This window comes from Anaerocolumna cellulosilytica (assembly GCF_014218335.1).
GTDB classification, from domain to species: Bacteria; Bacillota; Clostridia; order Lachnospirales; family Lachnospiraceae; genus Anaerocolumna; species Anaerocolumna cellulosilytica.
Genome location: NZ_AP023367.1, coordinates 1,205,970 through 1,221,161, shown reverse-complemented (window position 1 = coordinate 1,221,161; position 15,192 = coordinate 1,205,970). Strand labels below are relative to the sequence as shown.

The 15,192-nt window shown below is 37.3% G+C and carries 13 protein-coding genes; 3 read left to right on the top strand and 10 right to left on the bottom strand.

Annotated features, from left to right (window positions below; all coding sequences use genetic code 11):
• Positions 1–5 precede the first annotated feature (5 nt).
• From acsn021_RS05255 to acsn021_RS05245, 3 genes are read left to right on the top strand one after another with little or no spacing between them, the layout of a single operon-like run.
• Complete coding sequence (locus acsn021_RS05255; protein ID WP_184090723.1) at positions 6–548, top strand: cysteine hydrolase family protein; 543 nt, start codon at positions 6–8, stop codon at positions 546–548.
• Between the two features lie 33 nt (positions 549–581).
• Positions 582–1,271, top strand: a complete 690-nt coding sequence (locus tag acsn021_RS05250; RefSeq protein ID WP_184090720.1) for a DinB family protein — start codon at positions 582–584, stop codon at positions 1,269–1,271.
• Between the two features lie 44 nt (positions 1,272–1,315).
• Positions 1,316–1,474, top strand: a complete 159-nt coding sequence (locus tag acsn021_RS05245) for a hypothetical protein (RefSeq protein ID WP_184090993.1) — start codon at positions 1,316–1,318, stop codon at positions 1,472–1,474.
• A 142-nt stretch (positions 1,475–1,616) separates the two neighbouring features.
• Here the strand turns inward: acsn021_RS05245 and acsn021_RS05240 are convergent, their stop codons facing one another.
• The 10 genes from acsn021_RS05240 to purD form a co-directional block, all read right to left on the bottom strand.
• A complete protein-coding gene (locus acsn021_RS05240; RefSeq protein WP_184090716.1) occupies positions 1,617–2,342 on the bottom strand; it encodes a methyl-accepting chemotaxis protein in 726 nt (241 codons plus the stop codon).
• 158 nt (positions 2,343–2,500) lie between these two features.
• The gene (radA, locus tag acsn021_RS05235; RefSeq protein ID WP_184090713.1) at positions 2,501–3,865 is read right to left on the bottom strand and encodes a DNA repair protein RadA; all 1,365 of its coding nucleotides are present in this window, start codon (positions 3,863–3,865) and stop codon (positions 2,501–2,503) included.
• Between the two features lie 180 nt (positions 3,866–4,045).
• Positions 4,046–4,459, bottom strand: coding sequence for an endosialidase (locus acsn021_RS05230; protein ID WP_184090710.1), 414 nt, complete (start codon positions 4,457–4,459; stop codon positions 4,046–4,048).
• A gap of 219 nt (positions 4,460–4,678) precedes the next feature.
• Entirely contained in the window at positions 4,679–7,123 is a 2,445-nt protein-coding gene (locus acsn021_RS05225) for an ATP-dependent Clp protease ATP-binding subunit (protein WP_184090707.1), read from the bottom strand.
• A gap of 219 nt (positions 7,124–7,342) precedes the next feature.
• A complete protein-coding gene (locus acsn021_RS05220; protein WP_184090704.1) occupies positions 7,343–8,377 on the bottom strand; it encodes a protein arginine kinase in 1,035 nt (344 codons plus the stop codon).
• The gene (locus tag acsn021_RS05215; RefSeq protein WP_184090701.1) at positions 8,370–8,915 is read right to left on the bottom strand and encodes a UvrB/UvrC motif-containing protein; all 546 of its coding nucleotides are present in this window, start codon (positions 8,913–8,915) and stop codon (positions 8,370–8,372) included. The genes acsn021_RS05220 and acsn021_RS05215 overlap by 8 nt, the downstream gene beginning before the upstream one ends.
• A 35-nt stretch (positions 8,916–8,950) precedes the next feature.
• Positions 8,951–9,334 carry a GntR family transcriptional regulator gene (locus acsn021_RS05210; protein WP_184090697.1) on the bottom strand — a complete coding sequence of 128 codons (384 nt, stop codon included), beginning with the start codon at positions 9,332–9,334 and terminating at the stop codon, positions 8,951–8,953.
• Between the two features lie 77 nt (positions 9,335–9,411).
• Positions 9,412–10,677: a cadherin-like beta sandwich domain-containing protein gene (locus acsn021_RS05205; protein ID WP_184090695.1), complete on the bottom strand. Its 1,266-nt coding sequence runs from the start codon at positions 10,675–10,677 to the stop codon at positions 9,412–9,414.
• A gap of 177 nt (positions 10,678–10,854) precedes the next feature.
• Positions 10,855–13,545 carry an SH3 domain-containing protein gene (locus acsn021_RS05200; protein WP_184090692.1) on the bottom strand — a complete coding sequence of 897 codons (2,691 nt, stop codon included), beginning with the start codon at positions 13,543–13,545 and terminating at the stop codon, positions 10,855–10,857.
• 347 nt (positions 13,546–13,892) lie between these two features.
• Complete coding sequence (gene purD, locus acsn021_RS05195; protein ID WP_184090689.1) at positions 13,893–15,164, bottom strand: phosphoribosylamine--glycine ligase; 1,272 nt, start codon at positions 15,162–15,164, stop codon at positions 13,893–13,895.
• Positions 15,165–15,192 lie beyond the last annotated feature (28 nt).

Here is a 15,192-nt window from a genome sequence, read left to right as displayed (position 1 = left end):
AAAATATGAATAAGCTTTTGATTGTTGTAGATATGCAGAACGATTTCATAGACGGAACTTTGGGTACACAGGAAGCTGAACATATTGTTCATAAAGTCGTTGCTAAGATTACGGAATATGAAATGGCCGGCAGAACCATTATCTTTACTATGGATACACATTCTGATGATTATCCGGTCACTTCTGAAGGGAAAAAACTGCCGGTTACACACTGTATAAAGGATACCCCTGGCTGGCAAATTTCTGATGCCATTACCACTTCCATTGATTTAAGCAAATATAAAATCTATGAAAAGAATACGTTTGGTTCCTCTGAACTTGCAAGAGATTTGCTAAATGGTCTTTATGATACCGCTACTTCTATCGAAATTATTGGCCTCTGTACTGACATTTGTGTCATATCCAATGCTATGCTGGTTAAAACAATGTTACCAGAGATTCCTATAACCGTGGATGCCTCCTGTTGTGCAGGTGTTACTCCAAATAGTCATCAAAATGCTTTGGAGGCTATGAAGATGTGCCACATTGAAGTAAAAAATAATAAATAAATCATACCATAGTGGAAAGGTAACGGTATTCATATGTTTAAACCAGGTACTGAGTGGAATCCAAAACAGGCTAGGTTAAAGGAATTATTAAAAGATAAAAATCATTTTGAAGAAGCCAGACAGCTTTGTATGGAGTTGCATAGCTTTCTTCACTCTTCAGCCGCAACCAGTCCTACTTTTACCTTGATGGACGAAGTATGGGAAAATCTTTCACCCGAGACCTGTATGATTATGCCCACTCCAAAAGATGTAACGATTGCTTGGAACATCTGGCATATTACAAGAATAGAAGATTTGACTGTTAACATCCTATTAAAAGACAGTGCACAGGTGCTTTCAGAAGAGTGGCTTGATAGACTCCATATATTAGTAAAAGACACTGGTAATGCTATGACAGATGATGAGATAATTAATCTAAGCCATACGATTAACATAATGGAATTAAAAAATTACAGAGATACTGTAGGTAAAGTAACACAAGATTATCTAAGAACCTTGACGGCAGACTGCTTAAATAAAAAAATCCCGAAAGAACGGGTCGAGCGAATTCTCTTTGAAGGCGGCTTAATAAATCATCCCGATTCAATTTGGCTTATGGATTTCTGGGGCCGCAAAAATACTGCCGGTATTCTTTTAATGCCTGTAACTAGACACCAGGTGGGTCATATAAATGATTGTTTAAAATTAAAACAAAAAATCAAAAGTAAATTCTACAATTTATGAATGAAACAATTTGTGTATGGTTACCCTATTCTCGAGGTGATATTATGTCGCATGTTGCACCAGCTGTCAGGGACAAATTTGAAACCCTGCCCGTAGAGTTAAAGAATGCAATTTTGGAACGGGACGTAGTACTTAATACTATTTACGACCTTATGCGTGTCCTGGAACAAATCGTTGCTGAAGGGGAAGAAAATCCCAGTTAATCTTTCCACCGCAAAAAACTGCTGCTAATTGAATTTTAGGTTAAGTTATATAATCCTACATTCATTGCAGCAGTTTTTTTATCATAAATGAAGCGTACAATCTCGTACAAGGTTTATTAAATACCTCTCTATTATTTCACATTTAACACTCTGTTTGTCCGACTCTTCCGGCCACTTCATAGATTGCGTCCAATGTATGCTTTGCACTATCGGTAATATCTCTTTGATAAGCTATTTCATGCTCTACGTTGTGTGAAACATCAATGGATACATACGCAGCTTCCAGTATTTTCTGAAAAACTGTCTTCACATCACTTACCATAGCGTTTTGCTTTTCCACAATTTCATATATTTTGTTCATAGAATTCACCGTTTCCGCAACAAAACTTTGTATGGATTGAATCGTTTCCGCTATCTCATTGGAGGATTTAGATGATTGAGTTGCCAAATTTCTAACTTCTTTTGCAACTACTGCAAAGCCTTTACCCTGTTCTCCTGCTCTTGCAGCTTCTATGGAAGCATTTAGTGACAATATGTTGGTTCGGTTGGCAATGTTTCCGATGGCTCCGGCAAAACCTTCTATCATATTAGAAAGATTCTTCATCTGATTTACATTATTAGAAGAATTCTCAACTGTTTCGTGGAGGGATTTGATTTTATCAAGTAAATCATCCACATAGGTAATCCCTTCTTTCACCAGGTTTAATGAAGTATCCGAGCTGTTTATGGCATCAAAGGCATTTTTTTCAACCTTAAGCTGTGATACATCAAGATTCCCAACAATAGCACTGATATTACGTATAAAATCCTCCTGTTGTTTCATAAGCGACTTAATTTCATTGCAATCTTTTGAACAATTGATATCCATAATAAACTCCCATCTGCGCTTGCACACGAATAAAATCAAGTATGTTGAAAAGCTATTGTAATTTCAACACAACCTCACATTCAGCTGTCTGAGGCGGCATTTATCTTATAAAGTAACATGCCGCGGCACATTTTCTTATATTTTTCTTTATGTAAAAATTATCTTAAAAGATTAAGTATTTCTCTAATATTTTTAACGCCTATAACCTTCATTCCAGGAATAGCTGACAAGTTAATCGTTTCTTTATTAACCTGAGGCAGAATACAAAGATGAAATCCCATCTTAGAGGCTTCCTGTACTCGCTGCTCTATCATATTTACTGCTCTTACTTCACCTGTTAATCCTATTTCACCAAATACGATGGTCTTACTATCCAGAGGAAAATTCTTGTAGCTGGATAATATGGCAAGTACAATAGCTAAATCAAGAGCCGGCTCGTTAATCTTCATACCACCAGCTACATTAATATAGGCATCCATTCCGGCCATCTGTATACCAAGCCTTTTTTCAACGACAGCCATTAAAAGGTTGACTCTGTTATAATCCGTACCTGCTGCCGTTCGTCTTGGCATATTAAAGTTAGTCTGGCATACCAACGCCTGAACCTCCACAAGAATCGGTCTAGTACCTTCCATAGATGCTGTTACAACGGAACCCGGTTCATCCTCCGGTTTTCCTTGTAACATAAATTCTGAAGGGTTACTAACTTCAGTCAGCCCTATGTCCCTCATTTCAAATACGCCAATTTCATTGGTTGAACCAAAACGATTTTTTACAGCGCGAAGTATCCGGTAAGAGGCCATATTCTCTCCCTCAAAATAGAGAACAGTATCTACCATATGCTCCAATACTCTAGGTCCTGCTACCACTCCTTCTTTCGTAACATGTCCAACAATGAAGATTGATATATTAAGACCTTTTGCAATGCGCATCAAAATAGCAGTTGTTTCTCTTACCTGACTAACGCTGCCTGGTGCCGCACCAATATCTTCTTTAAACATGGTTTGAATAGAATCAATAATCACTATTTCAGGGGACTGCTTTTTAATAATATCCTCTATCTGATCAAGATTTGTTTCACTGAGTAAAAATAATTCTCCATGAAAAATACCAAGCCGGTCAGCACGCATTTTAATCTGTCGTAAGGATTCTTCCCCAGATATGTATAAAACTTTTTTTCCTGTGCCGGACAGTTCTCTGCACATCTGCAATAACAGGGTAGACTTTCCGATACCTGGATCTCCTCCAACCAATACCAGCGACCCAATCACAATACCACCGCCTAACACCCTGTCTAATTCCTGAATACCAGTTATAATCCTCTGTTCTTCTTCTGCACTTACTTTTGAAAGTAATTCAGGTTCGGCGGTTAGTCCTGTGGCAAGCCTAATACCCGATGTCTTCTTAATTACAGGTTCAGATACAAAGGTATCCCAGTTTTTACAACCAGGACACTGTCCCATCCATTTAGCCGACTCGAATCCACATTCCTTGCAAAAAAATACGGTCTTTGCTTTTGCCATTTAAACTCCCTTCTTATGTCTTGTCGGTAAATATCCTAAGTCATGTAATACTGTTTTATAACTAATCTAACTACAAACACACTATAATATTGATTCTAATTGTAAAAAGAGCTCTTGCAAAATTCATAAGTTATATACCTTAATAATTTCGCAAAAGCTCTCATATACTTTCCGTAATGATTAAAGCTTTACAACACGGACAGAAGATTTGTGATTTTCACCTAATTCAACGCTAAACATCAGCTTACCACCCAGATTCGTCTTCATCTTTCCTACATTTATATCATCAATATAAATCTTATATTCTTTCTCAGCTTCTAATTCCAACGTAATCTGCGCATCTTCTGCACCTTCTACTTGGAATTTCAATTCTTTTTCGGTTATACATAAATGTTCAACCGTTGTACCCGGAACGGATTCGTATACGAACATTCCGTTCTTCTCCAATTTTGTTATTTCTTTAAAAGTCTTAACCTTATATAAATCACCATTGAATTCAAAATCATTAACTTTGGATTTTGTTGTTAATTTGTAATTGCCAAAACTGATTGTCCCATTGCTTTCTTCTCGTATTAATTCTTCGATAACTGACATTTTTAATTCCTCCTAATTTGGTTAAATACTTCCTTTCATTAATCCGCTTTTTTATTCACGGAGCAGGAGAAAATAACCTGATAAAACATTTTACAATTTACTCTCAAGAATTTTCCTGCCCCGCTTTCAAATGGAACATATACTAACTAGAGTTGTAAACTAACTCTATTATATAATATTTTCATGACAATTTCTACAAATATATGCGCAAGTTTTGAATTATTTTTTAGAAATTTTTATTTCTTTGTCGATTAACTGTACAATCGCTTCATCCCCAGCATGGATACTACCTTCCAGTACTCCTTCTGCCAGCTTATCTTCGACATTACTCTGAATTGCTCTTCGTAAAGGTCTTGCACCATAATTCTGATCATAGCCTTTTTCAACGATATAATCTATTACGTCATTTTCAACTTGAAGCGTTATATTCATCTGTTGCTTTGATCTCTTGGCAATGGAATTTAACATAATTTCTACGATATTTCTGATATTTTCCTTCGTTAAGGAATGGAATACTATCATTTCATCAATACGATTAATGAATTCCGGCTTAAAGATTCGTTTAACCTCTTCCATAACACCTTCCTTCATTTTCTTATAATCCTCTTTATCATCCGTTACAGAAGCAAATCCCAGCTTTTTCGGTGATATAATATTTTGAGCTCCTGCATTGGAGGTCATAATTATAATAGTATTCTTAAAGCTAACTCTTCTGCCCTGTGCATCCGTTATATGGCCATCATCTAATACCTGTAACAGAATGTTGAATACATCCGGATGGGCTTTTTCTACTTCATCAAAAAGAATTACAGAATATGGATTCTGCCTTACCTTTTCGCTAAGCTGACCGCCTTCATCATAACCTACATATCCTGGAGGCGATCCGATAAGCTTTGATACACTGTGCTTTTCCATGTACTCAGACATATCTACACGAATCATTGCGTTTTCACTGCCAAACATTGCTTCCGCTAAGGCTTTTGACAATTCTGTCTTACCGACACCGGTAGGTCCTAAGAATAAGAACGAACCAATTGGTCGATTAGGATCCTTTAAACCGACACGGCCTCTGCGAATCGCTTTGGAAACTGCGGTTACAGCGTCCTCCTGACCAATTACTCTTTCATGTAATATATTTTCCAGGTTTCTAAGGCGTTCTGACTCTTCTTCTGCCAGCTTTTTAACAGGAATCTTCGTCCAACTGGATATAATATCTGCTATTTCATTTTCTCCAACTACCAGAAGGGTTTCCTGTTTTTCCTTTTCACTTTTTACCTGCAAGGCGTTTAACTTGGCAGTGATTTCTTCCTGCTGCTTTTTAATCTCACCAGCTTTTTCATAAGCTTCCTGCTTAATTGCCTGTTCCTTATCTTCTTCCAGTCTTAGAATGTCTGCTTCCAGTTCTTTTACTTCCGGAGAAGTTATAAAAGTGCTAAGTCTTACCTTTGAAGCAGCTTCATCCATTAAATCAATCGCTTTGTCAGGTAGATAACGATCGTTGATATAACGACTCGACATTTTCACCGCAGCCTCTAAAGCATCGTCTGTAATCTTTACTTTATGATGCGCCTCGTAACTGTCCCGTAACCCTTTTAAAATTAAAATTGCTTCCTCTTCCGAGGGTTCTTCTACAATAACCGGCTGGAATCTTCGTTCCAGTGCAGCATCTTTTTCAATGTATTTTCGGTACTCTTCTCTTGTGGTTGCTCCAATTAATTGAAGTTCTCCTCTGGCTAAAGAAGGTTTTAAAATATTCGAAGCGTCAATTGCTCCTTCTGCCCCGCCGGCACCAATGATTGTATGAATTTCGTCAATGAAGAGCAGCACATTCCCGTCATTCATAACTTCATTGATTACTTTCTTAATTCTCTCTTCAAATTCACCCCTGTATTTAGACCCGGCAACCATACCAGACAAGTCCAAGGTAAGTACTCTTTTATCTTTAATAATTTCAGGAATATTTCCTTCTACAATTTTTCTTGCCAGCCCTTCTGCTATAGCTGTTTTACCAACACCCGGCTCGCCTACCAAGCAAGGATTATTCTTGGTTCTTCTGCTCAATATCTGTATAACACGTTGGATTTCTGATTCTCTTCCAATTACCGGGTCTAACTTTCCTTCCCTTGCATATTCCGTTAAATCTCTGCTATATTGGTCAAGAGTAGGTGTACTGGATTTTGCTTTTGCTTTTCCTTTATTGGCTGCATATTCATTCTTGGCAGTGTTCATATCTGCACCTACCGCAGTCAATACATCCACATACAACTTTTGAACATTAATACCCAGGGTATTTAATAATCTGACTGCAATACAGTCTGATTCCTTGATTAAAGCAATTAGAATATGCTCTGTTCCTACCAATTGTGTTTTTAAACGAATAGCCTCTTTGTAGCTTTGGTCTAGAATTCTTTTTGATCTTGGTGTAAAACCATCAACTTCCACAGCTTCCATAGTTGCATTCGGAGCTATAAGCTGGTTAACCAGTTCTAATACTTTATTAACTTCAACGCCGTTTTTCTCCAATACCTTTGAAGCCACACCATCTGCATGTAATAAGCCAATCAGCAAATGTTCCGTACCCACATAATTATGAGCCAAACGGTATGCTGTTTCTGTCGCACTTGTTATAGCTCTTTTGGCATCCTCTGTATATCTCTCATTCATATATCTACCCCTTATAACACGTCTGTTATTAGATGTGTTACTGCCACAAATAAAGGTGTGAAAGAAGCACAATGTGGCATTCCTTTCTTTTATATAATTTTCCTTCACACTAAATCACCTTGCATGCACATTTACTGCAATATAGCTCAAATAGAAATTAATATTCTATTCAGATAATGAAAGCATACACCTGGGCTTTTAATTCTATTTATCTAATTATTATTGAATATCCGGTAATTTTTTGCGAATATAGTCAGCTCTATATTTATCTCTTTGAACGCTTCCGATGTTTTTATCAAGCTGGCATTGTAAGTTCGCTGGTTGAATCTCCATCATCAGCTCATGAATATTGTAATTATCCTTGAACTTTAAAAGTGCTAAGTCTGCTCCCAGTTTTAGTTGTGCCAACAGAGTCATGGCATCACCGGAAGACAATTGTTTCGCATACTTTAATACACCATAAGAGCGGTATACTTTATCTTCAAATTCATCATAACCGTTCGTAAGGATATACTCTCTTTGCCTGCGCTCCTGCTTCATAACCTGTTCAACTATACGGTTTAAACTATCCATAATCTCCTTTTCCGTACTGCCGAGGGTTTTTTGGTTAGATATTTGATACAGGCTTCCAAGACTTTTAGATGCCTCTCCATAGGTTCCTCTTAGTGCAATTCCATATTGACCAAGCTCTTCTGCAAGTTTAATTACTTTTCCCGCTACTGTCAGTGCCGGCAAAAACATCATATAAGAGGCCCTTAAACCCGTACCTAAATTAGTAGGACAGGATGTAAGATAGCCGTATTTTTCATGAAACGCATAATCAAATAATTCGCTGGTAATGTCATCTGCCGTATTAGCTAGATAAAAAGCTTCTGTCATATTCATGCCGCCTACTATAGATTGAATCCGTATATGATCCTCTTCATTAATCATAATACTTATTTTTTCATCTTCGGACAAGATAAGACCGGTACTTTGTTCTTTGGCAATCAATAACGGGCTGATTATATGACGCTCCATCATTGCGGTTTTTTCAGTATCTGAAAGCATATCCACATTACAGCTATAATATTTCTTTTCTTCCTTTTCCTGAAGATGTAAGCCAGCATCTTTTACTTTCGTTACCATTTCCTTTGCCTGATTCTCAGAAAGCTTGGCTGAGAAGGGATATGCCTTTAGATTTCTTGCTAGCCTCACACGGCTGGAGATAATAACATCGCTGTTGTTTCCTGCTTCTTTATACCACTTAAGCATTGTTCATCTCCTCCTTTTTTAATTCACGTATCCTATCTCTAATCTTAACCGCTTCTTCAAATTCTTCTTTTTCAATGGCATCCTGTAATTTTATTGCCAATTTATCTAATTCCGGAAGTTCCTTCACAAGTTTTTCTGTCTTAGTTTCAAACCCTTTTGGTTTCTTACCGGTATGGGTATCAGAGCCCTGAATACTTTTTATGCTCTTTTCAAGCACCTTCTTAAAAGTATCGTAACACTTAACACAACCAAATCTGCCCTCTTTTAAAAATTCTGAATAGGTCATGCCGCACCCTTTACAATGGAGTTCTTTTTCTGCATGTTCTCCACTATGACTGTTTTCTTTATAATAATTACCAAGAATTGTGGACAATAAATTGCCTAGAGTTATTTCCTGATTCATAAACGGTGTCCCCATTTGAAAGGAAGAATACTCCATGGCACAGTCTTCGCATAAATGCTGTTCCTTCTTTTCCCCATTGATTATTTCTGTGTAGTATATCTTAGCTTCGTTTTTTTTGCATTTATCACATAACATAGTAACTACCTCCTAGTTTAAGATAACAACGGTTACTATTTATCCTCCATTGTACAGAAGTCACGGAATATTGCATCTACAATATCATGAACTTCCTCACAACTTATATTTTTGCAAACAGCCTTCGCCAATACTACTCTCATTTCATTCATTAAGGTTTCCATGGCTTTATATTTATCAGCATTTATGGCAATTACCGCACCCTTTCTACGGTCTAATTTTACGTAACCTTCCTGCTTTAAGATAGTATATGCCTTATTTACTGTGTGCATGTTAATTCCAATATTATCAGCTAATTCCCGAACAGAAGGAAGATTGTCGCCTTCCCTGAATTCCGCATTTGCAATTCCAAATATAATCTGGTTGCATAGCTGAATATAGAAAGCTTCATCACTATTAAAATCGATAGTTACAATCAAATCATCCACCTCCTAAATTGTTCGTTATATTTGTTATATATATACTATAACAGTTTTTATCATGTGTCAAGTCCTTCTTACTGTTTGTCTTTTTTCCCTAAATATACCCTTAAGAGTGCTACTGACAGTATCATACAGCCAGCCCCAAGGATTGCTGTTACAATTCCCATAGTAGTAATTCTTGACTTATATTCTTCTGATTTTATCAAATCACTATCCATAACCACTGTATTATTACTCTTGCTCTTTATAAACCTCTGTATCGTCTCTTCCTTTCGGTCATATTGGTAGAAACCTTTTTCACCCTCTATATTTTCTGCATATATTAGAAGGAAATCACTTTCTAAATTATTTTTCAGAGTGTACACAGTTACTGCAATGCCATTCAATTGCAAAGTAGTCCTTTCATAGCCATCTGGTATTGTGACATCCTCCGCAACCTCTATGATATGGTAGCGAAAACCATTCTGAATATAGGTTTCCTTATCGTCTGCATATACTTTTAGACTATCTATTGAAGCTGTCATTTCATTAATAGATTTTGTATCATTACTTTCTTCTTCAGTTTCTTGAGTTTCTTCTTTTGTATTCTCCCCATTTTCCTTAAAATCTTCCTCCCGATAAGCAGTTATTGTATAAACTTTTTCATTTCCGGCTTCCGATTTAACAACGATTTTAATCGTATTATTACCTTCTTTTAATGCTTCATTACCAGTTATTGAAACAGTTGCTTTTTCATCTTCCGTTTCCGCACTGACAATTAACTGCTTTGTATTATTATCTACTTTCGTTGTATAGTTGTATTCATCTTTGTTAAATTCCGGTTCGAGTTTTCCGGGATTTATTTTTAAACTTTTAACCGCCGCATTGTTTGATGCAGCTTCTTTTGCTTCTACTTGAATGGTGAGTTGGTTACTGGATACTGACATAGTCTCACCGGATTCAAATTCAAAAATATCAGTTAAATCTTTTAATGCAATTTCACTTGTTCCAAGTTTTTTAGCAATGAACTTTAATGTATATTTTCGGCTGGAATCTCCAACTGCTACATTCGTATCTGTTATTTTGACAAGTCCTTCTCCGCCGGCTATAAAATCTAATTCGCTGACAAATTCTAGTATATCAGCATTATATGTTACATAGCCCTGAAAGTCTCCCACTTTTTCCTGTGAGGACAACTTTAGATTTACAATAATTTCTTCCCCTACTTTAAGTCTTTCATTCTTTGTGGTAAGTGTTATAGTCACACTGGCTGCCTGGCTGCCCATAACCGGTATTAACACCATAATCATACATAAAATAGCTGCTGCATAGCTTTTGTATTTTTTTAAATTCATCCTCATAAAATCTACCCTAATGTAACACATCCGCTTACGAATGTGTTACTACCACAAAAAAGTATTAAGTGTGGCATTCCTTTCTATATAAAATTTAAAAAACCTGATTAAAACTGTAATACTCACCCATTTTCATATTCATACCATATGCCGGGAAATTTGTTTTAACCAGGTCCTATCTTTTTAATTTTCTCTTACTACATTTATCTGATATTGACGAACATCACCATTTTCTGCTGTTACAGTTAATGTAACTGCATTATTTCCTACCTGCAATGGTATTGTCCCCACACCTGCTACGGTAGCTTTTGTACTGACTGCTGTTGCTCTCACATTAATACTGCTAACTGCATTTTCTACAATTAAGGAATAAAACTGTTCCTTGGATAAATCAAAGGTCGGTGTTAAACTGTAGCCGTCTATTGTTAAAGTTTTCAGCCAGTTATTCGGATTGTATTTTTTCACCGGTATAGGTGCTGATACAGCCGGCATATTGCTGTAAACCGGAATAGAAAAAACAATCGGTACATTTGTCATCCCTGTATAAGCTGCGTAGGTTTTTGCCCCTTCTGCATTCGGTGCTTCTATATTTGCCATATACTGATGCGTATGAGTTGAAACAGGCGTAACATTAAATTTTTGCAGGTAAATGGTGTCCTGCCCACGTTTTATGTAATTGCTTCCAATAATATAGGCACCACCTACAATAGAATCATAAGGGTTGTCCCATGGTATTCGGTAAAGTGTATTCAACTCCGCACTGGTTGTTCCATTCCTTGCGTATTTCAGAGCATTTGCAATGGCACCACCTGCTGCTGTACTATGATATGCTCCAATATTATAGAAATTATATAAGCCTTCCAGACCTGCTACCGTTCCGCTAACACTGGAACTTAAGGTGGAGGTTCCTGTAACCACCTCCTGCTTTACCCTGGTAGCTAGATGATAGGGGCTTACACCGGAATATACGGCGGCGTCAACAAAGGACTGGGAATAAGATATTGTTGTTGATTTTCCTGTATCCTCTTTATAAGTGAAGGATTTATTATATAAAGGAGTATTATATAATATACTTTCTACACCTGTTCCATTCTGATACTGTCCCTTATAGGTAAGCATTTCGAATTGAAATATAGACTTTTCTGTAAGGAAATTTCTAGGATCTATGTAATATTCTAATGCTTCTTTGGAAGCAGTTACCCAGGTTGAACCATCAAAAGGAATAAATGAATCAGTCGTCCAACTATAGGCTCCTGTATCAAGAGATTTCCATTCAACACTTTTTCCATTGGAAATTAAATTCTTTCCTAAAACATTTTGTTTCGCGATTACTGTATTCCAATCCAAACCTGTTTGATATGCTTCAAATATCCAAGCAGGGTATTGTTTATGAAGATTTCGAAGGTAAGGCTTATAACTCTCCGGGAACCCCTGATTGGTTAAATAAGCCTCAAATTGTCCATCGTTCATTGTTCCAACCGTTGTTGGCGATGGTGTTACTGAGCCTGTTGGATTAGGTGTTACACTGGCAATAGGGAAAACCGCTGTCGTATCTTCAAAACCACCAGTACCAAAAACTACATACTGCGTCTGTACATAACCACTTATGGTATTGGCGCCTTTTTTAAAGGTTACATAATACCATGCATCCAGGTTATTCCTTATTGTTTTACTAACAATAACCTTCTCATCCATGGAAAGTAAAATCGGATTATATGAGGTATCGATGAGTATCGTCGAGTTATTCACTACTTCAGAATACACGTTTATTTTAGATGCATACTGAATGGTAGCTTCTGTATTCTGATTTACCTCTCTGACATAACCTGCCGGAGTTACTGTAGGCGTTACCTGTGGAGTTGCTGTTGGGGCAGGGCTTGCTGTTGGAGTAATACTTGCTGTTGGAGCAGGACTCGCTGTTGGGGTAATACTAGGGGTTAAGCTAGGGGTCACTGCTTGAGTAGGAGCCTTTGTTGGTGTCGGAGTAACCACAACTTTTTTAATAAGCACTTTATTTGCCGGGAGATATCCATTATACTTTACTCCGCTTATTGTAAAAGATACTCCAAGCCATTTCACGCCTTTATTATCTGTAACTTCTTGTGTAATTTTTACAGCACGTTTATTAGGTAGACTTATTACCTTACCAGCTTTTGTCTTTACATATGCGGATTTAGAACCTGCAACGGTTTGCACCTTCATACTGGTAGTGCTGTTTACATAACCCATAATGTAGGAGGATATGGTTAGCTTTATGTAATCACTTAATACGTAACCCGTCTGGGCCTTTTTATTCAAGGTAAATGAAATTCTATACCACTTCTGACCACCGACAAATACCTCATTTAATACTGTTACCTTCTGCTTATTCTTTAATGCACCAAGTCTGGTTCCTGTGGTAGCGGGTGTCTTTCTGACATTTAAACTGGTTGCATTTACTGTCCCCGGTTCTTTAAAATCATCCTGACTGATAGTAGAGGACGATGTGGGCTTTTTAGTAACAGTCGGAGTCGCTGTAGGTTTAACAGTCGGTTTAGCCGTAGGAGTGGGGGTAACACTTGCTTTTTTTATATAATCAGCCATAACATAGCCTTCGGTTTTTTTACCATTTACGGTAAAAGATATTTTGTACCAACCGCTCTTTTCACTTACGATAGTAACCTTATCGCCTTTCTTTAGTGAGGTATAATTCCCATTAACCTGTACCCTTTCATAGGTAGTGGCAGGTCCGGATCGTATGTTTAAACTGGTAGCTGTAACCGTCCCCGTGGCAGCAGCATCCACTGTAGTTATGCCTGACTTAAAAACCTGCGGCCAGACTATCATGATACACAATAGGACTGCAAGCCACTTATAATATGTATTTTTTTTCATTCCGTATTTCCTCCTAAACGAAACCCAACGCGTGGGTATAAGTATATCCTGTTGCCTTTTTTCTTGGTCTTATGAATCTTTATTTTAGTTTCTGAATATTTATCTTCATGAAAATATTTGTATTTTTACATAATCCTACATAATACATATGGCACTTCTGTGACATCGGAGGTATCTTATGAAATTTTTTCCCTAAAAATAGTAGTCTATCAGATAGTATTGTTAATATTGGAATTGTATGGAGTAATTAAGTAATATAAATAATGATTTCATTCCAAAATAAGGAGTACTTTGGACATGCCTTGCCAAAAGTACTCCTTATTTCCATATTCCAAAGTTATTGAAGTCTAAGCTTCATCTATCGCTTTGCCGATATCATTTCTCATGTATTTATTCTTATAATCTATTAACGAAACAGCTTCATAGGCTTTCTTTCTGGCTTCCTTTAGGTTACTGCCGGTTGCAGTAATTCCAAGAACTCTGCCTCCATTCGTTACGATTCCTTCCTCTGTCTGCTTCGTGCCCGCATGGAAGGCGTAGCAGCCATCTTCCGTCTTTATCCTATCCAACCCATTAATAAGATAACCTTTTTCATAATGTTCCGGATAACCTGCTGATGCCAAAATAACACACACAGCCGCATTATCTTCAAATTCCAGGGTTATCTCTTTTAGTCTTCCCTCTATACAAGCTTCCATTACATCGATAATATCGTTTTTCATTCGTGGAAGTACTACCTGTGTTTCCGGATCTCCAAATCTCGCATTATATTCTAAAACCTTGGGGCCTTTTTCGGTTAACATTAATCCAAAAAATAATATTCCGGTAAAGTCTCTTCCTTCTGCCTGCATTGCTTTCATAGTTGGTTTGTATAGCTGCTCCAAACAAAATGCATGTACTTCTTCTGTATAAAAAGGACTGGGCGAAAAGGTTCCCATACCACCTGTATTTAATCCCTGATCTCCATCCTTCGCACGCTTATGGTCCTGGGCACTGGTCATCACAGCTATGTCCGTGCCATCACAAAACGCTAATACGGATACTTCACGCCCTCTCATAAATTCCTCAATTACTAACTTATCTCCGGCAGAACCAAACTGTTTGTCTAACATTATAGTTCTTACTCCAGCTTTTGCTTCTTCATAGGTATTACATATAAGTACACCTTTTCCAAGAGCCAATCCATCTGCTTTTAAAACAATAGGATAGGCACATTCAGAAAGATATGCGACAGCTTCCTCCGGTGAGTCAAAGGTTTCATAGGCAGCCGTAGGTATATTATATTTTTTCATAATATCTTTTGAAAAAGCTTTGGAACCTTCTAATATCGCTGCCTTTTTCCTGGGTCCAAATACTTTGAGATTCTTAGCTTCAAATATATCAACAATACCTGCCACCAATGGGTCATCCGGTCCTACGATGGTCAAGTCAATCTGCTTCTTTTCTGCAAATTCAGCCAGTTTTTGAAATTCCATTACCCCGATATCTACACAATTTGCATATTTATTAATTCCGGCATTGCCAGGTGCACAAAAGATTTCCTTAACTCTGCTGCTTTGTGCCACTTTAGCGGCTATAGCATGTTCTCTTCCGCCGCCTCCTATGATTAAGACTCTCATACAAATACCCCTGCCCTTTCCTTCAGAC